Origin of the sequence: Planococcus sp. A6 (assembly GCF_028823615.1) — a bacterium.
Taxonomy (GTDB): Bacteria; Bacillota; Bacilli; order Bacillales_A; family Planococcaceae; genus Planococcus.
The window spans coordinates 1-23,086 of sequence record NZ_JAPEHT010000050.1 but is presented as its reverse complement, the minus strand read 5'-3'; the positions used below and the strand labels follow the sequence as shown (position 1 = coordinate 23,086).

The window sequence follows — 23,086 nt, the reverse complement described above, 5'->3', positions numbered from 1 at the left end:
CCGTTTGGTACGAAGGCGTCCAAAAAGAAATTGACGCTCACCAGCCGGAAGTCATCGTCCTGAACGCAGGCGACAACCAATTCCTAGAAGGCGGCTCGCTTGTCATGGGCAAGGAAGACGTCCTACAAACGCACAAAGCGGCGCCGCAAGCGACATTGATCGCGAGCCATATGGAAGCGGTCAACCACTGGGCCTTGTCGCGCAAAGACCTAAAAGCTTTTGCAGACGAGCAAGGATTCTCTGATAAATTGCATGTTCCACAAGACGGCGAAGCATTCGAATTTTAATTGTCAAAAAGCCAGGAATCTGAATTCCTGGCTTTTCCTATGCAAAAATTAGACAATCGACGCCGCACGTTTTTCCTTGCCGCAGCGCTTGCAGCGATACCAGCGCATAGCGGGAACTTCTTCAACCCGCTCCTGGCGCTCAAAATCATGAAACCCAATCCGGCACAGCCAATTTTTCTCGCGATTCCCCATAAGCTGGCCAATCACCAGTAACAACAAGCCGCCGCCAATGAAATACCCCGCAAATTCCCCCAAAGGCGCAAGCAACTCAGCATCCGCAAACAACAAGATAATTCCCATCAAAATAATAAAACCTGCTAAAGTTTTCATATACTTCTCACCTCTTTCCTAATCCATTTTCGCCATTCTAGAACATAATTACTTTTGCATATGAATGAAAGAACAAGGTTGAACTTGCTTTCCTTAGAGATGAAGCGGAAAGGGGCCGACGCCTGAGGGACCGCGCGGGCTGGCGAGACAAATGTGCCGCGCTCTCTGCGGCACATTGGCTCGACGCCCACCAACCCGGGCAGCTGAAAACGCGACGTCCTGTCGCTTCAGCTGCATGACCCGCATCCTGCGGGCCCCAAGCGTGCCCCTTGCAGCGGAATCTCCACGCCAGAAAAGTTCCGCTGTAAATCTTTTAATGCGATCTTAGCTTCTCTGAAACGCAGTCTCCAGCATTTATATGTATCTTTTCTTTCCTTATTCCAATACAAAAACCCCTTCTCAAAAGAGAAAGGGCCAAGTTTTATAATGTATTGCCTTCTGCTGGAATCGGATTCTCTTTCAGCATATTCGCTAAATGGTACGTATTATACGCTAAGCGCTGAATCGCCGATTTAGAGAAGTCGTTGCCATGCCCCGCTTCCAAATACGACGGCCCTGGACCGGCTTCCCCGACCCAATACGCATCCACATTCGGCGGGATGACAAAGCCGATATGCGACAAGCCGTATAACAGCGATGCTGCTGAATGCTTCGCGCCATCTTCATTGCCGGTAATGACAGCTCCACCGACTTTATTATAGAAAATCGCCTGGCCTTTATCGTTGGTCACGCTGCTTGAGCCATACAAGCGCTCAATGGCTTGTGTCGCAAGCGAACTTTTTTCTCCGAGCCAAATCGGTGTGCCGATGATCACGATATCGGAATCTTTGACTTTCTCCAATATCTCCGGCCATTCGTCACCGTCTTCCATGTCTTCCTCCACGCCGTAAGCGATGTAATAATCCGCCAAACGGATGATTTCCGACTCGACACCAAGCTTTTTGTAATGGGTTTGAACGTCTTTCATGAACCCTTCAGTATTGGATTCTTCTTCTGAACTCTTCAATGAACAATTAAGGAATATTGCTTTCAAAGCCATGCAGGCACGTCCTTTCGTTTTCCGTCTCTCTCTAGCTTTCCCTGAAACGGCACGAAAAAAACATTAGTTTAAATCTTCGAATTCACGTGCAATGCGTTCCATCGCTTCTTGAATCAGCGGGCGCGGCGACGGGATGCAGATGCGCTGGAATCCTGCACCTTCAGGGCCGAACATCGTACCGTCTTCCAAAATGACATTCGCTTTGTTGTAGATGCGGTCATGGATTTCCTTATCGTCAACTCCGTAGCCGCGGAAATCGAGCCACATGACGTAAGTGCCTTCTGGAATGCGCACTTTCACTTTCGGCATACGCTCTTTGAGAAATTCCTGCATCCATTCGAGTGTCCCATCAAGGTATTCGTTCACTTGCCCGAGCCAGTCGTCGCCTTCTGTATAGGCTGCGATGAGTGCCGCGACCGTAAACGGCGTCGGCAATTGCATGCCGAGTTCCGCTGTGAATTTCTCGCGCAAGCTTTCGTTTTCGATGATGACGTTCGTGCAGTGAAGCCCTGCCACGTTGAAGGTTTTATTGATGGCCGTGCACGTGATGATATGGTCGGTCTCATCTGCTGCCAGAACCATCGGTGTGAAAGTTTGGCCGCTGCGCACCAAGTCGCCGTGGATTTCATCGGCGATGATCGTCACATTATGGCGCTTGCAGATGTCCGCCAGCTTGTTCGATTCTTCCGGCGTGAAGACGCGTCCTGTCGGGTTGTGCGGATGGCAATGGATGAACAATTTCGTATCTTCATCTTTTGCAAGTTCCTCGAATTCTTCGAAGTTGATCGAGTAACGGCCATCTTCATCCAAGACGAGTGCGTTGTTTTTCACGACTCGCCCGTTGCCTTCTACAGCGGAGGTAAACGGCGGATACACCGGGCGCTGGATAATGACGCCGTCGCCTGCTTCAGTCAAGGCTTTCACGGCGATATTCAAAGCGTGCACCGTTCCCGGGCTGAAGACGATGTGTTCTTTGTCGATTGCCCAGTCGTAGCGCTTATGAAAATATTGTTGGATCGCCTCAAAATACGTATCCGGTAAAATCGTGTAACCGAAAATGCGGTGGTCAACCGTTTTATGGAGCGCATCGACGATCGGCTGCGCGACCGGAAGATCCATATCCGCCGTAAACAGCGGGATTGTGTCCTCATCGTAGCGATCGGTGATGCCGAATTGCTTGATTAGTTCCGCACCGTCCCATTTCAGTGAATAGGTATTGCGGCGTTCAATTGTTTCGTCAAAATTATAGTTCATGCAAAAACTCCCTTTCTCGAATGGATTCAACACATCTAGTGTACCGCTCCTATCCGGTGAGTTGGTGAATTTTGCTTATCGTTACTCTTCGAACTTCTTGAGCAAATTCCCACGCAGGACGTCATCCGAGATTTGCAGTTCTTTCGAGCCTTCCTTGAACGGCTCTTCGCACGCCTCGACGCCCAACTCTTCACCGGTCATTCGCCAGAAGCAACTGCCGTTTTCGTAAATGCCGTCGGATGACGCGATAAAGCTCAGTTCCCCCGTGATGAACGAGCCGTCACGGAATGTCGCCCGCCCGCCTTCTGCATCCCACATATTGCGGCCGATGAAATGATGCTGTGCCGGGTCGCCACCGAGCACATCGAGCAAGCTCGGTGCCAGATCGAGCTGGCTTGCCACTTGGCTGAAGGTTTTCGGTTCCGTACCTGGAATATGGAGAATAAGCGGCACGTTTTTATTCGTTTCGAAATAAGTGAGCGGGTCTTCCGCATCAGTGAACTCCACGAACTTTTTCGTATTCGACGTCATGCCTGTGCTATGGTCGCCGTAAATGACCAGCACCGTATCATCGAGCATCCCTCTTTGCTCGAGCCCATCGACAAATTTGCCGATTGCCTGGTCGACATAATGAATCGACTGCAAATAATTCTTGAAGTGGCGGTCATGATAGCCGTTATAGCCTTCCGTGTTGAGCAGTTGCAAGTGTTCCGGCATCTCGAACGGGTGATGGCTCGTCAAAGTAACGATTTGCGAATGGAAGGGTTCTTCAAATCCAGCCATCTCCTCGAGTGATTGTTCAAGCAGCGCTTCGTCATTGATCGCCCAGCCGATCACTTCCGCTTCCTCGAAGTCATCGTCCGAATAGAACGTGTCGATGCCAAGCTGTGGATAGATGATATAGCGGTTCCAGAAACTTGCTTTATACGGATGGAACACATTGGTCCCATAGCCTTGCTCCTTTAAAATGCCCGGAAGTGCGTCGAATGTATTTTCAGCATGGAGCATATAAGCGGAACCTTCAGCTGTTGGATACAAGGAGGTATTCAACAGGAACTCGGCATCCGAAGTCCGACCAAGCGCCGTCTGTTCGTAGAAGTTCGGGAAATAGAGATTTTCCCTTGCCAAACGGTTCAAGTTCGGCGTGATTTCCTGCCCGTTCACTTCACGGTTCAGGACGAAATTCTGCAGCGCTTCCACTTGGAGGACGATGAGGTTTTTTCCTTCTGCCACCCCGGAATACGGGCCAGGCATGCGCTCGGCATTGCGTGCGTCAAACCAATCCTGGCTCGCTGAGATTTCATCTTCACTATAGACTTTGCGGTTGATGAAATTATCATCGATATAGCGCGTGATATTGGCGCTGTGAAATCCGAGCAAACCGGTGAAATTATACACCCGCATATTCGAAATCAATTTATTGAACTGCCATGCGCCGCCGCCTTCCATCGATTTAGCGAATGGCACCGCCGTCAACTGCCAGCCGAGCACGAGCACCAACAGCGCCGTCCCGACTTTCGCCCAACGAGAAGGCATGCGGACATCCGCCTTTTTCCGGCTGATAAACAGCCAGAGAATCGCCATCAATAACACGTCCGCCAAAAGCAATGCATCGCTCAAGCGGAATAAAGCGAAAATACTTTCGCCGACATCGCCCACTTGGCGCATCTGCATCAACACCGTCACGGAAATGATGTCCTCGAAATAACGGAAGTACAAAGTATCCGCCAAAATGATGAAACTCAGCACCAAATTGGTGATCGCCATCCAAAATAGCCGTTTTCGGCCGTGCAAAAGCAATAGCCAGAACGTGCTGAGCAGGAGCGTCCCAACGCTGATCATTAGCACCCCTTCAAAAATCCGTTCATTGTCCCCTCCGAACAGCCAAGAAACGAATTCCTCGGCATACGCAAATGGGCCGAGCGTCGTAAACAGCGTGCCGCTGACATTCGAAAAATAATACACCTTTCCTAACAGCAATAAAACAAATAATGCATAATCCCATTGGCCGAGCAGAAATTTCCCAGCCGCTTTCACTTTTTCCAATCACAAAACGCCCTTTTCTCTTTTTCTCATAATATTACCATACAAGAAAATAATATTTCCATTTTTTGATTAATTATTGATTTTTTCGACTCACTCTTTCTTTCACATGAAAATCACGCATATCAATTTAATGGAACGGGTAAAGATTCCTATACTTCATTCTAAAAAAAGGAGGGATTGCATGAAACATCTCATTGCACTGGCTATTAAATTCGTCATCATCACCGTTGTCCTGTTGATCGTTTTGACGTGGGCATTTGATGTCAGCTTCATGAATACCTTGATGATCAGCCTTGCGCTCACAGCCTTGTCCTATGCGGTCGGCGATATGCTCATTTTCTTGAATGCCGGCAAGCCGAACAACCAGTCAACCCGCAACACTATTGCGACATTCACGGATTTCATCATGGCACTGGGCGTCATCTTGTTGGTCGGCTGGCTCTTGACGGGCGAACTCGCCGCCCTGGTCGTCCCTGCTCTCGTCAGCGCATTGGTACTCTCGGCTGGGGAATGGTTCTTCCACCAATATGTCGACCACAGCGTTGTCCCTTGGTATAACGAATACAAATCGGTAAAGGGCTGAACGTAAAAATGCTATCCCACGGAACTGGGATAGCATTTTTATGTCCAGCAGTCCATACATCCTGCCAACTCTTTATCTTTTTCAAGTGGAATCATGCGTTCACGTGATAACTGGATTTTTTTTCGATACTTGTTTTCATCGATGCAACCGTCACTTGGTTGCGCCCTGACTTCTTCGATTGGTAAAGCGCACGGTCAGCCTGTTCGATCAATTCGTCAAGCGGCTGTTCCGTTTCGGAAATCGCAGCTCCGAGCGATACGGTCAATCGCCCGCCCGGCTGCTGCTCAGCACCGTAGAACGCATGGTCTTCGATCCGTTCTCTTAAGGTATTGGCCAATTCGAACGCTTGCCGTTCAGTAGACACTCCGGTAAAGCACAGGATAAATTCTTCCCCTCCGTAGCGGGCGATGACATCTCCCGGACGCGTCGATTCTTCCATCAATTGGCCGAGCGATCGGAGCACGCTGTCCCCTGCCGGATGGCCATGTGTATCGTTATAATTCTTGAAATGATCGACATCCATCATGACGATTGCCATCGGAACGCCCCGGTATTTCAACTGGCGCACCTTTTCATGGAAAAACCGAAGATTCGGCAAGCCCGTCAGCACGTCATGAGTCGAATCGTGTTCAAGCGCTTTCCAGCGGATGATGTTGCGATGCGTATCGTTGAGGATCCAGCCCAGCGCCAATACCCCAATAGCCGCCATCATGGCCATTATTAGTGCCATCCCTGCAGTCGCAGGCGTTGACAACACCATCCACACCGATTTGATCGCTTCAAATACCGCAAAGCCGAGCATCATGCGTTTGATGCTGACCATCGCATAAGGCGGACGGTAGTTTTTCCGGTCATGGAACAAGCTGCCGATGAGCACTGGCAAAAAGATCGCCTGCATGATGCCGAGCCATACCGTCGGCCCTTCCATCATCATCCGGTAGATGAACGGGATGATCATGGCAATGACACCGGGCAGCCAGCCGCCGATAAAGGCGATGAAATAAAGCGGCGCTTCGCGGAGGTCAATGCGCATCCCTTCGTGAAGCAGAGGATTGTACATGATCGCGAACGCCAAAAATCCTGTCAGCAAGCCGTTCAACAGTGGCGCTTTCCTCGATTCCGCCAGTTTCGGCACGAGATATTCCCGGGCTTTCAAGCCGAGATACATCATCGCAATGATTAATGCCATATTTTCAAGGAAATAAAAAAAGTACGCCTCCATCAATACACCCCACTCTTATCAGTCTCTTAAGTTTAGCAGGAAATGCCTTTTGGTACATATATTTTGGAAATAACATATAGAAAGATAGGAACTTACACTTATTTAATTCCACAAAAATACCGCAATCGCTCATTTTAAGCGCTGCGGCACATTCCTTAGATGTCCAATAATAGTTTCGATAGGCGGTGCGATTGCTCGTCCAGCTCCTCGTGTTTTCTCACGAGATCCCCGAGTTTCCCTTTCATCGCGTCGACGTCTTTATCGTCTTCGAATTGTTCGGTGATCGCCACCTGTTCCTGTAAAACCTGGATCGTCTGCTTTAAGTTTTCGCGGTATTCCGTGCTTACCGCAAACTTCTCTTCCTTGTCTTTTAGCTTATCTTTCATCGATGCCCACCTCCTGCTTGTTCTATTCCCGTTGTGCGTCTTCAAAAACACCGGTTCTGCACAAAACAAAAAAGGCCGCTCACCAACTGGTTTCGGCCTTTTTCTCGTGTTGCCATTTGAACTTGGCGAAAAGCCAGTACAATACTAAACCTGTCGCCGCCCCTGCGCTGTCGATCAAGACATCGCGAACTTCGCCGCTGCGCCCCGGGATGAATAATTGATGGAATTCATCGGACGCTGCGTAAAGCGCGCTCAAGGTGAATGCCACAAAAACCGCGCGCTGCACGGCCATCCCGCTTTTTCCGAGCGCCCTTACGAATAGCAGCCCGAGCACGAGATACGCGAAGAAATGGGCGCTTTTCCTGAACAGCGTATGAAGTGTATCGAACTCTATCGGGACAAACGATGCGATGGCTTCAAACACTTGCCGCACGATTTCCGAACTGATGCCACCCGAAACCCCGGCTGGCTGATGCGATAACCCAAATATGAAAATCATCCATAAGACCGGCCATAGCCAGGCCAGCAATTGCTTTTTCATCCTGCCAAATCCTTTTCTTTCTTGTCGTTCTTCTATTATAACTTAGTGCGCTCAATCAACAAGTGCTTCAAGCGAACGGGTCATTTCCTCATCGATCAGGCCTTCCGAATCGACGACCAAAAATGATTCATACTGCTCCAGCTGCTCTTTCAGCTCTTTCGTCAAGCCGCTATCGCCAATCAAATACAAAGAAGCGTTGCGCCTGGCGGCAGCATTCGCCCCAGCTAAGGCATCAGTGAAATTCGATGCCGGCGCCAAAACCGCGACGCGGCGCTCGGCGTCTTCCTCTTTCGTTCGCGCTTCGATCGACAATCGGTCAGCGGCCAAAACGATATCGCTGCGCCCCCTCATCGCTTCGGTCGTCTCGCGTGGCATGCGGTTGCCTTGTGACAATAAAATCGGGTATTGGTTTTGCGCCGCAAAGACAGACGCGAGTGAAACATCCTTGAATGTCGCACCGTCCGCCACGACCGCCCACTAACGCCGCCGTCTCATAGCGGTTCGCGCCGCCGATGCGTTCTGCCTCAACCCCCATCAAAGCCAATTCCACCAGCTGCGCATCCGAGATGACCGGTTCGCTGCCGAGAATGATGGCGTTCGTGGCACCTAGACGTTCGATTTCCGCTTTGGCCGACGCGTTCAACTCATCATTTTCGGTGAACAATAAAGGCCCACCCTCCTGATAGGCGAGTGGCGCACCGGCTAATGCATCCGCAAACCCTTCACCCGTCGCCAATACGACCGTCTCTGCCGAATCCCATACTGCCTCCGATAACAAAGCCGCCGTCTCGTAGCTGTCATCGCCGCTGATTTTCTTCACTGCAGCCGCTTTCGGTTCCGGTTCTCCACTATACGCCGCAATGCCACTGCCGCCGTAGACGTACACCGTGTCGTTAATGGAAGCGAGCAGTTCACTGCCTTGCGGGACACTCTCCTTGGCCACTTGATTGCCTTTGGCATCATAGAATTTCAACTTCCCGCCGCCCAGCACCGCTGCCCCGCCGGACGGAGACAACGCCGCCGCTTCGATGGAATGCTCCAGCACTTTATTGAAACCGCCATTTGGTGCCATCACTTGCAAAGCGCCGAGATGATACGGATTGCCGAACGCGCTTGTGCCTTGTTCCTGGAGCAACAGCAAGCGGTGATCGCTTTGCTGTTGATGGCTCAGTGCGGATTCCGTCACCACCGGGCGGTAGCGGCTCTCAAGCGCACGGAACGAAGCTGAGCGGATCGGCTTGCGCAAGCGCTCGTTTCCTTCGGCGTTCAAAAATGCCCACTCGCCCGAATCCACGAATTCAACGATTGCACCGTCCGCGTCGGTCCCGGCCAGCCGCACCTCTTCTGCAGCAGGCAAGGCTTTTTCATACACGACTCGTTCTTTGCTAAGCGACCGCGCAATCAAGGTCGGTACCATCAGCTCTTCGTTTGGTGCTTTAATATAGTAGATGATGCCATCTTTCACTGCATAAGGCTCCAGCACATGAGGCGATTGCCACTCCTTGCCTCCTGAAAGCGTACGGCCGTGAAGCACCGAGCCATCGAAATACATCAAATGGCCGCTTGATATGGCCGCTTGCCGTAAATCACCGCCCGCCACATCTGCGACCGGTTTGCCGTCAAGTTTATATACGAGCAAGCGCGCGCCGAGGTTGCCGGTGATCATCACGTGCCCCGAATCGAGCGAGACATCCGCACCGGATCCGCTCATCCGAAAACCGTCTGCAAGCGTAAAGGCCCCGGTTTCTTTGCCGTCCGCTACATCATGCACCGACACTTCACTTCCGGAAATCACGACAAATGCCCGGTCGCCGATTGCATACTGTGCACCTTCAAGATCTTTGCGCCACAATTCCTTGCCTTCTGCGCTATAGCTGACGATCGCCTGCGGCCCCAACTGGCTCTCGAGCACTGCGATGACTTGTTCATCCACCACTGCAAGCTCTCCTGCCTTGACGCCGTCCGGAAACTTGGCCAGCTCCCGGTACTCCGTTTCTGCCGCGAGCGCTTCATGCGTTAAGATGCCGATGCCTACGATTTGAACCTGTTTCATGTGCGTCCCCCTCTTCTCCTGGCTGTCTTCTTTCAGCTTAATAATAGAAGGTTAAGGAAATGTTAAAAAAACGAGAAAACACCCTGTCTGGATTGCCGGAATCCAGACAGGGCGCATATGACTTCATACCGTTTCTTCGCGTTTCGGATGCGGCCGGGTGATACCGAGCGCATACACTTCGATTTTATTGACCATCAAATCTTTGATGCTGTATACCGGCTTAGCGATTTCAGAGAGACATGATGAGCAAGATGTATCTGGTTATGGCTTTGCTCACGCTTTGTTCGAAATGCTTCGTTTTAAGTCGAATTGGGATATGCACAATACTCACGGACCATGGAAAATGTGCGCAATCGCTTATCGTTTATGCTTATCCCAGTCGTAGGGTTCTTTCGCCCAGTCCCAAAATAAATACACCACAAATACGATACCCGCGAACACTAGGCTGTTTATCCATTGGATTTCATCGCCGGAAAGAAAATCCTTAAATGAAAAAACAAGAAAAAACGCTAAGGCTATTTTCAGATTTTTCATTAGCATGTGCTCTTCCCCCTTGTTTTTCTAAGACCAAATTTCATCGCTTGCCGTCTAATAATAAAACTCCATTTAAAAGTACGCCAAAAATGAAGCTTTCAGCGCTTTCATCCGTATAGATAAATAGAGGTGAGCATAAATGACTTTCCATTCGAAAATCGATTCTTTTTTTATCCGTTTCATGTTGGCAGCTATCCTGTTCATCGCCGCCGTTTCGTTTATTCCATTGTTATTCGAAGGTGCGCCGTTTTCAGCTTTCGTGATCGTCACGGCTACTTTCTTTGTGACCACCGTTCTCATCTTGTGGATCACATTCGCCATCCGTTACGTTTTTCTGGAGCAGCATTTGCTCGTGAAGGCCGGCCCTTTTAGAAGCCGTATTCCTTACACAAGCATCTTGAAAATCACCCCGACACGCGATATTTTCACGGGCTACCGATTGTTGTCATCGCGGGATGCGCTGGAACTGATCAACAACAAGACGATGTTCGGTACCGTGAAAATCTCGCCGGAAAACCAGGAGGCGTTTATAGCAGAATTGAAGAAACGGTGCCCTGATGTGAAGCTTGATGAAAAATTTTTTGGCCAGGCATCCACTAGTGAAAAACAATAGTATGATGAAAAGAATAGAATGTTTTTAATCGGAAGGAGCACCCCTTATGCCACATTGCCAAAACTGCGGGTTCAAATGGAGCTGGAGCGACATGATCAAAGTCGCCCTGAAAGGAAACATGCCTTGCCCGAATTGCCAAAAAGACCAATATGTCAAAAGCGGCCGGAATTTCTTCGGGGCGTTTTTGGTCGTCATGCCCTTTGTGCTGCTGTATTCCTATCTTACTTCCGATTTCGGTTTCAGCTGGCCTTTGGCAATTACCGCATTCGCCTTTATCATGACGCTTAGTACAGTCATGGGGCCATTCTTCTATAGATTATCGAATACGAAAAAACGTATTTAAAAACAGCCCGAGGGCTGTTTTTTTAATGCCTTCTATTTCTTCATTACACCAATGACCCGCCCGTTGATATACACGTCTTCGCTGCGCATCATGATCGGTTCGAATTCAGGATTTTCCGCAACGAGCAGGATCTCGCTGCCCATCGGCATATACTTTTTCATCGTCGCTTCGCCGTCGATGACTGCGATGACGATGTCGCCGTTCGAGGCGGTATTTTGCTGGTGGACGACAACCATATCACCTTTATCGATGCCGGCACCGGTCATGCTGTCGCCTGTCACCGTCAGCAAAAAGCTGTCTTTCGGCGACACGAGCCAGTCACGCGGCAAGCTGTGCGCCGTTTCGTAACTTTCAGAAGCAAGCGCGGGAATGCCCGCCGCGACGTTTCCGATGAGCGGCACTTCCGCCAATTCGTGCACTTGGATCAACACCTCTTCGCCCGCTTCGCGCACTTCGATGTCCGCACCCGGTTCTTGGGCGTATTCGTAATCGCGGCCGTTCTTCAAGTTTTTATACAAGCTGCGCTGCTTCGTGTCCGGCAAAAAACGCGCCTGGCATTTCGGCAAATCCTGTACTTCCTCGCCTTGCCGGTCGATGATCTTCACCGATAAGCCGTCTGTTGCGATTCCGTAAAACGCCCGGCTGTCCGCTTCCAAATAACTCTTCAGCTGATTTACCGCGTCGGCGATACCCGTGCCGAAACGTTTCACTTCGGCGATGATATAGGGCCGCGCTTCGCCGTCCGCATGAATTTCCACGACGATATCACAATAGCCTTTTTTCGAAAATTGCTGGACCGGGTATTCGAGCTGCATGAGTTCATACGGATAGCCGTACGTCTCGTGTAGTTCGCGGATGAGCCACTGTCGGGTCAGTTCCTCTTTGGAATGCAAATCGACCAATTGATCGGCCAAGCGGTAATCGGTCATGCTGATGGATTCGAACGGGCGGAGCGCAGCGTCTTTTCGCATGCGCAAATGCTTGCGGTCGATTTCCTTGATGAATTTCGACGGCTTTTTCACCGACGACATATACAAGAGTTCATTCGCGCGCGTCATGCCGACATACAACAGTTTGCGTTCATCGGAATCGATCGTCTTCTGGTCTTCAGCGTCATCGTAAAGCTCCATCGGGATGACGCCTTGATTCAAATCGATGAGGAAAATGACTTTGAATTCCAGCCCTTTGATCGAATGCATCGTCACGAGCTTCACTTTGTCCGATTCGAAATCCGGCTCGTTGCTCTGGAGGATCTCACACGCAATGCCTTTGGCCGCCAAATCCGCTGCGGCGCTTTCGACGGAGCGCTTGCCGCGCGCAACGATGCACATTTCGGACAGGCGGTAATCGCCGCGAAGCCGCTCGATTTCCTCTGCAAGAAAAGCCACTTGCTGCTCGGGCTGCATGAAGAATTGATAAATCGGCGGATGCCCGTGGCGGTCAATGAGCGCCGGTTTGACGAAATCGACATTCGACTGGATCGTTTCGTCCACTTCGATCAAATCGAAAGCGGCTTGCGAAATCTCCGTCGTCGTCCGGTAGTTCTTGCTCAAGGTCCGCGATTTCCCGCTCATGTCATAGCCGATCGTCGTATACGGCCGCCCTTTGCCGAGCCAGGAATCCGGATAGATGCTTTGCGTATTGTCCGCCACGAACATCAGCGAAGAATGCGCTTTTTCCTTATACAGCTCCTTCAGGAATTCCAGCTGCACACGCGTCAGATCCTGGCTTTCATCGATGATGATATGGGTATACTTGCCGCCATTCGAGCGCCTCACTTCATCAAGCGCCAGCTCGTTCATTTGCTTGAATGAAACGAGGCCTTCTTTTTCCAGAAGCTCGCGGTACAATCTCGCCACTTCAAACACCGCTTCACGGGTCGGCGAATTCTTCAATAATTTCTGCGGCGTCCCGCTATTTCCGGAAGCGCGCCCGATGCGGTCCACCGATTGATAGGTCTCGATATCTACCATCGCGCAAGACGTGATCCACTCCGCCTCGTCTTTCAAGAACTTCATATTTTTCGGCGTCAGCAGCTTCACATCCGGATGGGATTTCTTCACTTCGTGAATCGCTTTCGTCAGCACTTGCCATTCCTTATCGCCCGGCGCAATGGCCAGTTTGCGTTTCGTGCGCTGCAAGTATTTCATGAACTGCCCGTACATGAGCGAATCGATCGTCGCGATCTTCACTTCCGCATTTGATGCAAACAGCCGCTCCGCTTCCCCTGCCTGTGCATCGGCCAAACGCTCGTATTGAAATTTTATGTAATTGAGCAAAGTCTTGTTGTACGTCACCAATAAAATCTGGTCATCTTCCTCGTGGCAATAATGGTCCATCAAGAAATGGATCCGCCGAATCGCCACTGTCGTCTTGCCCGATCCGGCCACCCCTTTGACCAACATCGGCCCGCCCGGCTCCAATTCCACAATGCGCCGCTGCTCCATATTCAACTTCATACCCCGCACCCTCCCCATTTACAACTTATACCTTTATTCTAAGAATATTGTCATGCAATAGCAAGGTCTTGCTGCATATATAGGCGTGAATATGGATTTTAATTATGGAACGAAAAGAAAAAGCCGAGAATTTCGACTTTCCATTCATTCACAGGCCTGATTTCATATTTTATTCCCAATAATTTGGATTACTTCTGAAATCGAGGGTATATAAAACTTAACTAACTAAAAATACTGGAGTGAAAGGAAGTATTTTATGCCCCGCTGTCAAAACTGTGATTTTAAATGGAGTTGGAAAGATGTCATGACGCTCAGTATGACAGGAAAGAAGGAATGCCCGAATTGCCATAAAAGACAATACATATCAGCTAAATCAACCTTCTGGATCACCTTTTTCGTTAGCATAGTCTTCCTTATACCGATGAACGTGCTGCGGTATTATTACGAAATCGGATGGCCGTTGATCATTCTGTCCTTTGTCATCTACATGCCGATCGCCCTTATGTTGATGCCTTTCTTCTGCAAACTATCGAACACGTACAAACGCTTTGGCAAAACGGTCGAATAGTTGACTGATTTAAAGTCTTTACATCTTATGCATAATTGATTAACAGAAAGGATGAATTTCATGGCTCGTTGCCAAAATTGCGGATTCCAATGGGGCTGGAAGGATATGTTCAAGCTCAGCCTCAAAGGGAAGCAAGAATGTCGAAGCTGTCATACTGTCCAATATGCATCAGGTAAATCGAATTTCTGGAGTTCTATGCTATTTTTCATCCCTTTTATTCTGGTGTTCAATTATCTGCTTATCTATATGGAAGTTGGTTGGCCGCTTCTTATACTTTTCTTTATTGTTTATGTATCGATTGCCTATTTGTTAATACCGTTTTTTCTCAAGTTATCGAATACGAAACGACGGTTTTAAAAATTGATTTGAACGCAAAAAAACGCAGCTGCTATTGGCTGCGTTTTAAAAATTGCTTCTATCTGAGGTCTTCGATTAACTGATCTTTATCATTGAAATCAATTTTATCGATTTTGCCTTCTTCCGGTGCAATCGCCCTGCCCTCGAAATCATATTCATCCGCTTCGTCATCTGCTGGTTCATATAATACTTTAAATGTAAAACTGTATAGCGTATCGCCGTTGTCGCTTTGTACAACATCGATGTCCGAAGTGCTTATTCGATAGTCACTATCACTAAAACTATAGTAGAATGCGCCGCTTCTGGAAAAGTTATCATAACCATTGTCAGTAAAATACGCCGCGTAACTTTTTTCCATATAATCCGTTAAGTTCGTGTATGCAGGGGATTTTAGAAATTCGTTATATTCTTCCTCACTCGGATCAACAGGGTGCTTTTCAGCCATCACGTTCCATAAATCCCTGTACTTTTCATCCGGTCCATTGAATTCTTTCTCGATAACCGCGCGGATTGCTTTTTCGCTTTCATCGATCCCGTCTTCAAGTTCAGCCGTCTCCGTTGATTCGGCAGTTTCTTCAGATTCCGTACTCTTCGCCGATTCTTCTGTTGAACAGCCCACCAATATCGCTCCTAGAAAAAGCAATATCCCTGCGTATATTAGTAAATTCCTATATTGACTTAGTCCGCCCACCATAACTATTCCTCCCTCCTCTTTGGAATGAAAACCAAACTTTGAAGAAAGCTTATGGCCACTATACGGTTTCACCATTGAAAAGATTCACTTTTCTTACAATTAACTGGGATGATTTGTTGCAAATCTCAAACCTATCCCTTGCAGTACAATCTCCACTACACAAAATTTACTGTTAAAATCTATATTAAAAAAGAACCGCTAAAGAGCGGTCCTCACTCTACATCGCCTTCCCACGACGACATGCCTTCCGATACGTTCACTACATCGTATCCTGCTTCATTCAAAATGGCGCTCGCTTCCTGGGAACGGTTACCCGACTGGCAAATCACCACATACTGTTGATCTTCCGACAAGCCGGAAAATTCCTCTTCCCGAAGCGTGCTGAGCGGCTTGTTCTCCGCGCCGACAATATGCGCCTCTTCGTACTCATATGGCTCCCGCACGTCGAGCACCGTATAGCCCGCCTCCTGCTTCGCCGCCACTTCCTCAATCGCAATCGTCTCGTATTCGCCATTGCCGCATGCCGAAAGCAGCAACACAAGCAATACCGCCATCAAGCCCATCATTCTTTTCATCTTGCGTCTCCCTTTCCTATCGTTCTACTCGAATTGTATGAAATTCCGTCGTTGATTACTATTTATAAGTTCAAAAAAACACCTGAACAAAACTGTTCAGGCGTTGACTTTGGGTGTCTCTGGATGCAAATAGCTGTCAATGAACTGCGTCGCTTCTTCAAGCGTTTTGTATTCCCACGCCATGCCGTTGGACATGTCGCGAATGACCAATCCCCCTGTGCTTGGCTCACACTGAACGATAAGCGTTTTGCCGTCTTCGGAGTTGAAAGTCTGGGTAATACGCACGCCGCGATATTCGAGAAGCGTGGATAAAAATGTGCGGATACTCTCTAACTTCATACGGAACGCCCCTTTCAGGTTTGTGGTCCGTGGCTCGAAATCCGTGCAGTCTTATGCTACTCCACAATATCATATTCAGAATAATTGCACGAGAGACTTTTTTCCTCTTTATGGACTAGAAAGCTCCACAATAAAGGATGCAAATAGGTCCTCTTCCACTGCCATCTCCCAAATCGCGGAAGCCTCTTCCGTTTCGAGTAGTTCCTTTAGAATCGTCTTTGCGGCCAGTGGCTGATGCCTCGCTGCTTGCGCTCGGGCCAGTTCATACTTCGCCGGCACAAAGCCCGGCATATCCGCAAGCAGTGGCTCGATCATCTCTTTTGCCCGCTGCCCGTGGCGTTTCGTCGAATAGCTCGACGCCCTTGCGAGAATCAACCATTCCGCGTAATGCATTTCTTCCGGCAAATTGTCTTCTAGTTCCATACGCATTTCGCATTCCATCGACTCCAAGGCATTCCACTTGCGAATATAAAGGTCCGGATTGAAGGGTTCCAGTGCAATGGCGGCATCTAATTTCTCGAGTGCGCCCGGGATATCCTCTAAAATTTCCAGCGCTTCGCTCCACCAGGCGAGCATTTCCGCATCGAGCGGCGCCGCCTCCCCATACTCATGGAAGCGATGGATGACCGTTTCGTAATGCTTCGGCTTGCCGGTCTCTTCCGCCAATTGAAGTTCGGCAAAAATCAGCATGCGCTGCGCTTCTCCGGGTGCTTTCGTTTTCGCATAAGGTTTCAATTCATCGACCGCTTCCTTTACCATGCCGCGGTTCAAATAAAACTGCGCCAACTGGATCGCTGCGTCTTCACTCTCCGGTGCCAGCTTGGCGGCGGTTTCGCACAAGGTGATGATAGTGCTTGCGAACATCAAGCGTTTGCTGCGGTGGCGCATGCGTTTGATGATGCCAGCAGGCGGTTGTTCTTCCAACTGTTCAAGACGCTCCATCATTGACTCGGCTGCAAGCACATATGCGGCTGCCTGGCCATCTGCCGGCAGCCATTTCTGCAAATTGCGCTTAAGGAACGGAATCTTTCCAAGCGCTTCCAGTGTCAGCACATATTCGCCGTACAATTCCTCTTCTTCCGGCGTTTCCAAAAGCAGCTGCTTGAGCTCGTCCAGCGCGTGTTTATGTTCGCCGTGGCGATTCAAAAATTGCACATATTGGAAACGCGACGGGAAAGCGTTCGGTTCTTCATTTGCCTTGTGGAAATATGTCTCCGCCATCTCAAGTTCGCCCGCTGCTTCATGGACATGTGCCCGTGCGGCATACAACCACTCCGCCGGCACTTGGTCTTCAATCCGGTCGAGCAAACGGTTTAATTTTTCGATATCGGCAGGCATCGCAGCAAATCCAACTAAGTCCGGCAAGACAGCGGATAACGGCTCAGCTGCGATAAAATCGAGCGCTGCCGCAAATGCTTTTTGGTTTTTCCCAGTTTCCCGGTAGCAGCGCACTAACCCGCCAAGCGCCGGCGCATAACCAGCTTCCTGTCCAGCCGCTTGCTCGTAATAAGCAATTGCCTGGCCAATGTCCCCACTCGTCTCCGCCAACTGCCCTTGTTTGGCTAGCGCTAACGGGAAATTCCCTGCCGACTTGTACAGATGCTTCGCAAAACGCGGATTGCCGGCCAATTCGTGAAGTTCCGCTTCCAAACAGAGAATTTGCGGCGCGCCGATTTTGCGCAACTTTTTCAATCCAGTGATGGCGCGGTGGCGTAAGCTTGGAGCCGCACCGAACTCACTATAACGTTCAGCGAGCATATACAAATCTTCGCCTTTGGAAAGCTCAAATCCGTCTTCAATAAGTTTCAAGGCTTCCCCGGCAGACGCTACGTCCTCTGCTTGTTCCAAGATCAATTCGGCGGCTCGGAGACGGTAGCCGGCATCGGCCTGTTCCAGCCCTTGTTTCAAAAACTCCAACGCTTCCTTGCCGCGCTTTTGGCCGTATAGAGCCTGCGCGATGTGGATAGGCGTGAACAAATCCGTGGGATCCAGTTCATACGCACGCCTGTAGGCAGCCTCCGCTTGTTCGAATTGTTGCTGTTCGATCGCGATATGTCCCAGATACGAGTGAAGAATGTCTTGATTCAACTCTTTCTTCAAGGCGTCTCCAATGATTTCTTGCGCTTCCGCCCAGCGTTCTTTCTCCATGAACAGTTCGGCCATGCGCAAATACGCAAAAGGCTGTTCTGAATCCAGTGCAAGTGCATGGCGGTACTGCTCCAAGGCTTCTTCCGTTTTGTCGAGCGCTTGCAGGCAACGGCCCATTTCATAGGGGAAATAGCCATCTTCCGGATGGTTTTGGTTCAATTCGGCAAAGCGGCGGTACGCCTGTTCGACAGCCCCGTACTCATACTGGATGAGGGCGTGCGTAATTTGTGCGTACATGTCTTCCGGCAATTGGCCGATCGCGATCTTCGACCATTTATAGGCCTGGAAAATGTGGCTGCCTTCCAAATAGCAGCGCGCCAAATGGCTATAGGCGAGCGGCTGGTAATGGTCGAGTTCGATCGACCGTTTCAATAAAGGAATCGCTTGCTCCACTTTTCCTTCATTCATGGAAATGGCCGCTTTTAAAAACAGGGCATACGGGCTTCTCGCGTGTGCCGGTTCTGTTAAAGCGGAGAGCGCTTTACTGCCTTGATCTTTTTGGAAATACAGATGCGCTTCCAGTAATTCCAGTTCCGCATCATGTGCGTCGAACTCCGCCCGCAGCCGTTCGAGCCACTTTTCATGCCATTCGACGGACTGGCCAGCAAGCGCCATCGTCAATCCGATCACCGCTGCATAGCGCTGTTCTTCGTGCTGCTCCAAAAAGTCCACGAATTGCGCTTCATTGAGCGGCTCGACATCGAGAAGTTCATAAATTTCTTTAAAGAACAGGTGATCCGCCGGGTCCAACGTCTCCAGCAATTCATTACGGGAATCGTCCACAAACGCCACGCTCAGGGAATCGGTCATGCGGAACATTTTCGGCACTTCTTCATAAGCGACGAGGAACGGCCCTAAGTCATTCGGGTCTTGAATGACGAGCGCTTGCAGGCGGTCGTCGTATCCGACCACGACCTGCACGTGCGCGCTGTTTTCGATCATCATGCTGAGCAGCACCGGAACGCCGGCGTCGATGAAAGTTTTATAACGTTCGATTGTTCCTTTGAAATAACGCGCAGTGAAGCCAAGCGTTTCCATATAAGACATCGTCGTCTGCAATTTCGAACCCGTCACATCAAAGACGTGCGCGGCGATGTCGTCTTGCGTCGCCTTACGCCCGAACGCCTGCAAAATCAGCGACAGCGAAGCCGGAACGCAATAATTGAGTTTCTGCACTTCAGGCGTCAAGGACAGCTTTTTATGTGTCCCAGTCGGCTTGATTTCAGCTTTCGTATACAGGCTGTCTTTCAGCTCGCGGGGATGCGTGGCAATCCAATGGCCCAGCTCCTCGAAACGCTCCAGTTCGTACAAGCAATGCGCCGTTAAATGGATGAACATTTTTTTGCGCGAATGAAAAGGATTAACTTCAAGAACCGCCTGCATTTCATTCAGGACTTCTTCAAAACGGCCCAGCTGATGCAGCCTGGCGATCTGTTCCGTGCGAAAAGCGTGGACATGCGGAAATACGGAAGCGGCTTGAATCAATAACTCAAGCGATTGTTCCGGCGCCCCTCGCATCGCCAATAGGTCCGCATACAACAAGTGGATGCTGGTGCTCCAGCGGCTGTTTGTATCCGGCAGCGCACTCAATAGCGTCTGTTCCGCAAGTTCCCAGTCTCCGCTATGGATGGCGAAAAACGCTTGCTGGTCCGGGCGCGCCCCGCCAAGCTCCTCGATGCGCGCCAATTGCTCGGCAGCCTCTGGGATACGGTTTAATTGGCAATAAACTTTCATCAATAAATGATGCGCATGCATCAATTCTTCGTCTTCATAAGCATCGGCATGAATGCCTTGCAGGCGGGCCAAGATCCTTTCCTCTGCTTCCAGGCTGCGCCCGTTTTCCATAAAACGCACGCAATGCCATGCATAGGAACGCAAGCTTCCGAAACGCTTATAGCTCACCGTCGCCAGCAAATTGCTATAGCCGTACAAATCGGATTCATCCGCCATGCGGATCAAGCGGTAAAATTCCTCTTCATTCGGAATGCTGGCCAAAAACTCCTTTGCCGCACGCAGCGACTTCTTCTTCCATAACTCCCCGATAACACGGACCAAATCATCCGCCGTCTCGATGTGAACAGTCGCCATCATCTCTCTATCCCCTTTGGTTTTCTTCTATAATATGGATATTCATTTTTCGTAAACAGGTTATCTTTCTTTCATTTCCACAACCATTCCTTAAATGGTTCGCCGGGATTCTTGCGGAACTAGCGTTTTCTCGATCGTGGCCTGCGAGATTTTTTTATGGAGCTGGCTTAATAAATAAAGCCCCCTGAACATACAGCCGAACAGGATGCCAAAAGCCAATATCCCGCCATATAACGGCCCGAACATGAACAATATATAGCCCAATAGCGAGCTGAAAAGTATAGACCAAAACAATTTCATGCCATTCCTCCTAAATTATCTATTCAGCACGCAGGGTTAACCCCGAAATTCATCAGAAATCTATTTCATTATCAAGAGATAAACCAATCAACTTATTATATATTGGCGAGTTCTAGGCCGCAATGACTATTTCAAAAGATAGCGGCATAATAAAATCCGCCCTTGTCGACGTGACAAAGGCGGATCATCGGTTTCTTCTATTATTAGACGGTCAATCCGCGTGCTTGGCGGAACTCGGTGATGCGAGAATCTTTGATGATGCCGTCTTCGATGACGATGGCATTCTGGACCATTTCGGAAATATGGCCTTCAAGTAACTCGTCGAGCATTGGCGCAAAGCCGGTGCTGAGTACTTTCGTAATCGTATGCGGGAACATCGCCGGCGTGTTGTCGACGGCGTAATGAATGATCCCGTCCACAGTGTAGACCGGGTTGTCGATCGTCGTCGGTGTCGAGGTTTCGATCTCGAGTTCCGGGTCGCAGCTGACGTCGATAATCATCGCGCCTTTTTTCAAGCGCTTCAGGTCTTCGCGGTAGATGATGCGGTCGGTGCGCGTCGTGTCCCACATGATGCAGTTGACGAGCACATCGTAATCGACCATTTTCTCGCGGAACAAGGCTTCAGCGCGGCGGCCGTAAACGTCCACTTCCGCACCGAGTCCATGAAGGATGCGCATTGCGCCTTTTGCCGTATGGCCGTTTCCGAGAATCGCGACACGCGTCTCGTACGGCATCTTGCCACAATGCTGATAAGCCTGCAGCACAGCCGCTTCTCCTGCTACTTCACGGTTGCGATAGAAAATATAACGCCCGCCTTCGAATAACTCTTCCCAAGCGACGACCGTATGTTTGCCAGCAATCGCGCCATCCGTGAACTTAACATCCTGGATCGCATGCGCCCAACCGATCAACAACTTCCCGTCTTCCAATTGATCGAAATAATCCGCAAAGCCCAATTTCACATCGACAATCGCGTCGCAAGACAAGACTTCATCACGCGTGGCGATATGAACGCCCATCGCACGATAATCCTCATCCGTCAGGCCCAGCACCTCGCCGTATCCCTGCTCAAAATACAAACGCTCCGGATGTGCCACTTGCTTCAAATCTGCCGGCAAAATCGCCCGCCGCTTCTCGTTATTCTTGCGGCTAATTACAAAACCCATCGTCTTCAAAATCCATTCCCCCATTTTCTCTCGGCAAAGCCGTTAATCTCATATTATCATGAAAACCCTTTCAACAGCGTATTCTGACAGCGGTGATTTTTGTGTTCTCTTTTGGGAGTGTGGTGTCCCTGTGCATCACACAATTTACCGGGCAGGATTCGCGTGATAGCGGCATTTCGGTGTGCGCTTGTCCCTGTGCGCCACACAATTTGAGCGACACACTATTCTGTATACTATTTTTCACCGGTCGATTATACTAAACGAGATTACAATTTTTATAGAAGGAAGGGATCTTTATAAGCACAGCCGTCATTTCCCCGCAGCCATTTTCATCACGCCACGCAAGCTCTTTAGCCTCTATCCACCAAAGCTCTCCGCTGCACGATACCTCCTCCACTCATCACGGCGCCATTAGATCGGAAGGTGACGCCTTGTGACCAGACGGCGCGAGTTCAACCCGGATTCTTATTATCACGTCATCATGCGAGGCAACAACCGACAGCCCATATTCGGCACACCAGAAGACATGAACGAATTGAAGCGGGCCTTGTTCTACACACACAATCGCTACCCGTTCACGATTCTCGCCTGGTGTTTCATGACCAACCATTATCATATTTTGATTAAACCGAAAGAGGATTCGCTCAGCAAAATCATGGCCATGATCAATCGCCGCTACAGCTACTCTTACAGCAAGCGTTACGGCCATGTCGGGCGCATCTATCAGAAACGCTATTCTGCCAAGGAAGTTGCTTCAGCTTATGGGTTATTGGTCGTCAGCAGCTATATCCACCGCAACCCCATCCAGACCTCCACGCCCATGGTCAAACGCTTGGACCATTATCCGTACAGCTCGTTTCCGTATTACTGGGATGAGGACCTCCCAGCCCCTCCGTTTTTAGACCGCAGCTTTCTCTCCACGATCATGCCTTATCCACACGACAAAACGACCGCCGCTTATTGCCAATATTGCTTGAAGTACAAACAAAAAGTGGAAGAAGATGTGAAAACGGAAGAATTGTAGTGTTGTTGGTTTGCAACTTGTCCCTGTGCGCCACACAATTTCCGCTCCGCATTCCAGACCATTTCCTTGTGGCGCAGGGATTCTTTCGCCTTAGCTTCTCTTTTCTGTCCCTGTGCACCACACAATTTTAAAAAGCA

23 protein-coding genes and 1 pseudogene are annotated in these 23,086 nt (G+C 49.8%); 7 read left to right on the top strand and 17 right to left on the bottom strand.

Going from position 1 to position 23,086, the window contains the following annotated elements; all coding sequences use genetic code 11:
- A pseudogene (locus ON064_RS09305) lies at nucleotides 1-287 on the top strand (MBL fold metallo-hydrolase); the annotation flags it as partial.
- 48 nt (nucleotides 288-335) lie between these two features.
- On the opposite strand, the gene ON064_RS09300 reads toward ON064_RS09305, so the two are convergent.
- The 4 genes from ON064_RS09300 to ON064_RS09285 all read right to left on the bottom strand — a co-directional run bounded on the left by ON064_RS09300 (nucleotide 336) and on the right by ON064_RS09285 (nucleotide 4,947).
- Nucleotides 336-617, bottom strand: coding sequence for a hypothetical protein (locus tag ON064_RS09300; RefSeq protein WP_274624534.1), 282 nt, complete (start codon nucleotides 615-617; stop codon nucleotides 336-338).
- Nucleotides 618-1,038: 421 nt separating this feature from the next.
- A complete protein-coding gene (locus tag ON064_RS09295; RefSeq protein ID WP_274624533.1) occupies nucleotides 1,039-1,656 on the bottom strand; it encodes a flavodoxin family protein in 618 nt (205 codons plus the stop codon).
- Between the two features lie 63 nt (nucleotides 1,657-1,719).
- On the bottom strand, nucleotides 1,720-2,910 hold the full coding sequence (locus tag ON064_RS09290; RefSeq protein WP_274624532.1) for a MalY/PatB family protein: 1,191 nt from the start codon (nucleotides 2,908-2,910) through the stop codon (nucleotides 1,720-1,722).
- Nucleotides 2,911-2,991: 81 nt separating this feature from the next.
- Complete coding sequence (locus ON064_RS09285; RefSeq protein WP_274624536.1) at nucleotides 2,992-4,947, bottom strand: LTA synthase family protein; 1,956 nt, start codon at nucleotides 4,945-4,947, stop codon at nucleotides 2,992-2,994.
- A gap of 190 nt (nucleotides 4,948-5,137) precedes the next feature.
- Here ON064_RS09285 and ON064_RS09280 point away from each other — a divergent pair, with 190 nt between their 5' ends.
- Entirely contained in the window at nucleotides 5,138-5,539 is a 402-nt protein-coding gene (locus tag ON064_RS09280; protein ID WP_274624531.1) for a DUF2512 family protein, read from the top strand.
- Nucleotides 5,540-5,630: 91 nt separating this feature from the next.
- Here ON064_RS09280 and ON064_RS09275 read toward each other — a convergent pair whose 3' ends face one another.
- The 6 genes from ON064_RS09275 to ON064_RS09250 all read right to left on the bottom strand — a co-directional run bounded on the left by ON064_RS09275 (nucleotide 5,631) and on the right by ON064_RS09250 (nucleotide 10,281).
- Nucleotides 5,631-6,761, bottom strand: coding sequence for a GGDEF domain-containing protein (locus ON064_RS09275; RefSeq protein WP_274624530.1), 1,131 nt, complete (start codon nucleotides 6,759-6,761; stop codon nucleotides 5,631-5,633).
- Between the two features lie 155 nt (nucleotides 6,762-6,916).
- Nucleotides 6,917-7,147 (bottom strand): hypothetical protein, encoded by a 231-nt coding sequence (locus ON064_RS09270; protein ID WP_121298072.1) that lies wholly within the window; start codon nucleotides 7,145-7,147, stop codon nucleotides 6,917-6,919.
- Between the two features lie 79 nt (nucleotides 7,148-7,226).
- Nucleotides 7,227-7,688, bottom strand: coding sequence for a VanZ family protein (locus ON064_RS09265; RefSeq protein WP_274624529.1), 462 nt, complete (start codon nucleotides 7,686-7,688; stop codon nucleotides 7,227-7,229).
- 51 nt (nucleotides 7,689-7,739) lie between these two features.
- Complete coding sequence (locus tag ON064_RS09260) at nucleotides 7,740-8,063, bottom strand: hypothetical protein (protein ID WP_274624528.1); 324 nt, start codon at nucleotides 8,061-8,063, stop codon at nucleotides 7,740-7,742.
- A complete protein-coding gene (locus tag ON064_RS09255; protein ID WP_274624527.1) occupies nucleotides 8,005-9,741 on the bottom strand; it encodes a cell wall-binding repeat-containing protein in 1,737 nt (578 codons plus the stop codon). The genes ON064_RS09260 and ON064_RS09255 overlap by 59 nt, the downstream gene beginning before the upstream one ends.
- A 357-nt stretch (nucleotides 9,742-10,098) precedes the next feature.
- Nucleotides 10,099-10,281: a hypothetical protein gene (locus tag ON064_RS09250; RefSeq protein WP_274624526.1), complete on the bottom strand. Its 183-nt coding sequence runs from the start codon at nucleotides 10,279-10,281 to the stop codon at nucleotides 10,099-10,101.
- A 133-nt stretch (nucleotides 10,282-10,414) separates the two neighbouring features.
- Between ON064_RS09250 and ON064_RS09245 the strand changes: the two genes are divergently transcribed.
- Together ON064_RS09245 and ON064_RS09240 are read left to right on the top strand one after the other, a co-directional pair.
- A complete protein-coding gene (locus ON064_RS09245) occupies nucleotides 10,415-10,888 on the top strand; it encodes a PH domain-containing protein (RefSeq protein WP_274624525.1) in 474 nt (157 codons plus the stop codon).
- Nucleotides 10,889-10,934: 46 nt separating this feature from the next.
- A complete protein-coding gene (locus ON064_RS09240) occupies nucleotides 10,935-11,231 on the top strand; it encodes a TIGR04104 family putative zinc finger protein (protein WP_274624524.1) in 297 nt (98 codons plus the stop codon).
- Between the two features lie 32 nt (nucleotides 11,232-11,263).
- Here the strand turns inward: ON064_RS09240 and lexA are convergent, their stop codons facing one another.
- Nucleotides 11,264-13,690: a transcriptional repressor LexA gene (lexA, locus tag ON064_RS09235; RefSeq protein WP_274624523.1), complete on the bottom strand. Its 2,427-nt coding sequence runs from the start codon at nucleotides 13,688-13,690 to the stop codon at nucleotides 11,264-11,266.
- A gap of 256 nt (nucleotides 13,691-13,946) precedes the next feature.
- Here lexA and ON064_RS09230 point away from each other — a divergent pair, with 256 nt between their 5' ends.
- A complete protein-coding gene (locus ON064_RS09230; protein WP_274624522.1) occupies nucleotides 13,947-14,258 on the top strand; it encodes a TIGR04104 family putative zinc finger protein in 312 nt (103 codons plus the stop codon).
- Nucleotides 14,259-14,309: 51 nt separating this feature from the next.
- Nucleotides 14,310-14,615: a TIGR04104 family putative zinc finger protein gene (locus ON064_RS18465; RefSeq protein ID WP_407951603.1), complete on the top strand. Its 306-nt coding sequence runs from the start codon at nucleotides 14,310-14,312 to the stop codon at nucleotides 14,613-14,615.
- Between the two features lie 58 nt (nucleotides 14,616-14,673).
- Here ON064_RS18465 and ON064_RS09225 read toward each other — a convergent pair whose 3' ends face one another.
- From ON064_RS09225 to ON064_RS09200, 6 genes are all read right to left on the bottom strand, one after another.
- A complete protein-coding gene (locus ON064_RS09225; RefSeq protein ID WP_274624521.1) occupies nucleotides 14,674-15,309 on the bottom strand; it encodes a hypothetical protein in 636 nt (211 codons plus the stop codon).
- Between the two features lie 212 nt (nucleotides 15,310-15,521).
- Complete coding sequence (locus ON064_RS09220) at nucleotides 15,522-15,884, bottom strand: rhodanese-like domain-containing protein (RefSeq protein ID WP_274624520.1); 363 nt, start codon at nucleotides 15,882-15,884, stop codon at nucleotides 15,522-15,524.
- Nucleotides 15,885-15,980: 96 nt separating this feature from the next.
- Nucleotides 15,981-16,223, bottom strand: a complete 243-nt coding sequence (locus tag ON064_RS09215; protein ID WP_121298082.1) for a hypothetical protein — start codon at nucleotides 16,221-16,223, stop codon at nucleotides 15,981-15,983.
- Nucleotides 16,224-16,331: 108 nt separating this feature from the next.
- Nucleotides 16,332-20,462: a tetratricopeptide repeat protein gene (locus ON064_RS09210; RefSeq protein WP_274624519.1), complete on the bottom strand. Its 4,131-nt coding sequence runs from the start codon at nucleotides 20,460-20,462 to the stop codon at nucleotides 16,332-16,334.
- Nucleotides 20,463-20,549: 87 nt separating this feature from the next.
- Nucleotides 20,550-20,759: a hypothetical protein gene (locus ON064_RS09205; protein WP_274624518.1), complete on the bottom strand. Its 210-nt coding sequence runs from the start codon at nucleotides 20,757-20,759 to the stop codon at nucleotides 20,550-20,552.
- A gap of 203 nt (nucleotides 20,760-20,962) precedes the next feature.
- Nucleotides 20,963-21,925, bottom strand: coding sequence for a N(5)-(carboxyethyl)ornithine synthase (locus tag ON064_RS09200; protein WP_274624535.1), 963 nt, complete (start codon nucleotides 21,923-21,925; stop codon nucleotides 20,963-20,965).
- Between the two features lie 433 nt (nucleotides 21,926-22,358).
- Here ON064_RS09200 and ON064_RS09195 point away from each other — a divergent pair, with 433 nt between their 5' ends.
- Nucleotides 22,359-22,949, top strand: coding sequence for a transposase (locus ON064_RS09195; RefSeq protein ID WP_274624517.1), 591 nt, complete (start codon nucleotides 22,359-22,361; stop codon nucleotides 22,947-22,949).
- Nucleotides 22,950-23,086 lie beyond the last annotated feature (137 nt).

What these genes read in the sequence shown, in the direction of transcription:
- ON064_RS09300 (WP_274624534.1), bottom strand. Translation starts at nt 617, where the DNA reads ATGAAAACTTTAGCAGGTTTTATTATTTTGATGGGAATTATCTTGTTG.
- ON064_RS09295 (WP_274624533.1), bottom strand. Translation starts at nt 1,656, where the DNA reads ATGGCTTTGAAAGCAATATTCCTTAATTGTTCATTGAAGAGTTCAGAA.
- ON064_RS09290 (WP_274624532.1), bottom strand. Translation starts at nt 2,910, where the DNA reads ATGAACTATAATTTTGACGAAACAATTGAACGCCGCAATACCTATTCA.
- ON064_RS09280 (WP_274624531.1), top strand. Translation starts at nt 5,138, where the DNA reads ATGAAACATCTCATTGCACTGGCTATTAAATTCGTCATCATCACCGTT.
- ON064_RS09275 (WP_274624530.1), bottom strand. Translation starts at nt 6,761, where the DNA reads ATGGAGGCGTACTTTTTTTATTTCCTTGAAAATATGGCATTAATCATT.
- ON064_RS09270 (WP_121298072.1), bottom strand. Translation starts at nt 7,147, where the DNA reads ATGAAAGATAAGCTAAAAGACAAGGAAGAGAAGTTTGCGGTAAGCACG.
- ON064_RS09265 (WP_274624529.1), bottom strand. Translation starts at nt 7,688, where the DNA reads ATGAAAAAGCAATTGCTGGCCTGGCTATGGCCGGTCTTATGGATGATT.
- ON064_RS09260 (WP_274624528.1), bottom strand. Translation starts at nt 8,063, where the DNA reads ATGCCACGCGAGACGACCGAAGCGATGAGGGGGCGCAGCGATATCGTT.
- ON064_RS09255 (WP_274624527.1), bottom strand. Translation starts at nt 9,741, where the DNA reads ATGAAACAGGTTCAAATCGTAGGCATCGGCATCTTAACGCATGAAGCG.
- ON064_RS09250 (WP_274624526.1), bottom strand. Translation starts at nt 10,281, where the DNA reads ATGCTAATGAAAAATCTGAAAATAGCCTTAGCGTTTTTTCTTGTTTTT.
- ON064_RS09245 (WP_274624525.1), top strand. Translation starts at nt 10,415, where the DNA reads ATGACTTTCCATTCGAAAATCGATTCTTTTTTTATCCGTTTCATGTTG.
- ON064_RS09240 (WP_274624524.1), top strand. Translation starts at nt 10,935, where the DNA reads ATGCCACATTGCCAAAACTGCGGGTTCAAATGGAGCTGGAGCGACATG.
- lexA (WP_274624523.1), bottom strand. Translation starts at nt 13,690, where the DNA reads ATGAAGTTGAATATGGAGCAGCGGCGCATTGTGGAATTGGAGCCGGGC.
- ON064_RS09230 (WP_274624522.1), top strand. Translation starts at nt 13,947, where the DNA reads ATGCCCCGCTGTCAAAACTGTGATTTTAAATGGAGTTGGAAAGATGTC.
- ON064_RS18465 (WP_407951603.1), top strand. Translation starts at nt 14,310, where the DNA reads ATGAATTTCATGGCTCGTTGCCAAAATTGCGGATTCCAATGGGGCTGG.
- ON064_RS09225 (WP_274624521.1), bottom strand. Translation starts at nt 15,309, where the DNA reads ATGGTGGGCGGACTAAGTCAATATAGGAATTTACTAATATACGCAGGG.
- ON064_RS09220 (WP_274624520.1), bottom strand. Translation starts at nt 15,884, where the DNA reads ATGAAAAGAATGATGGGCTTGATGGCGGTATTGCTTGTGTTGCTGCTT.
- ON064_RS09215 (WP_121298082.1), bottom strand. Translation starts at nt 16,223, where the DNA reads ATGAAGTTAGAGAGTATCCGCACATTTTTATCCACGCTTCTCGAATAT.
- ON064_RS09210 (WP_274624519.1), bottom strand. Translation starts at nt 20,462, where the DNA reads ATGATGGCGACTGTTCACATCGAGACGGCGGATGATTTGGTCCGTGTT.
- ON064_RS09205 (WP_274624518.1), bottom strand. Translation starts at nt 20,759, where the DNA reads ATGAAATTGTTTTGGTCTATACTTTTCAGCTCGCTATTGGGCTATATA.
- ON064_RS09200 (WP_274624535.1), bottom strand. Translation starts at nt 21,925, where the DNA reads ATGGGTTTTGTAATTAGCCGCAAGAATAACGAGAAGCGGCGGGCGATT.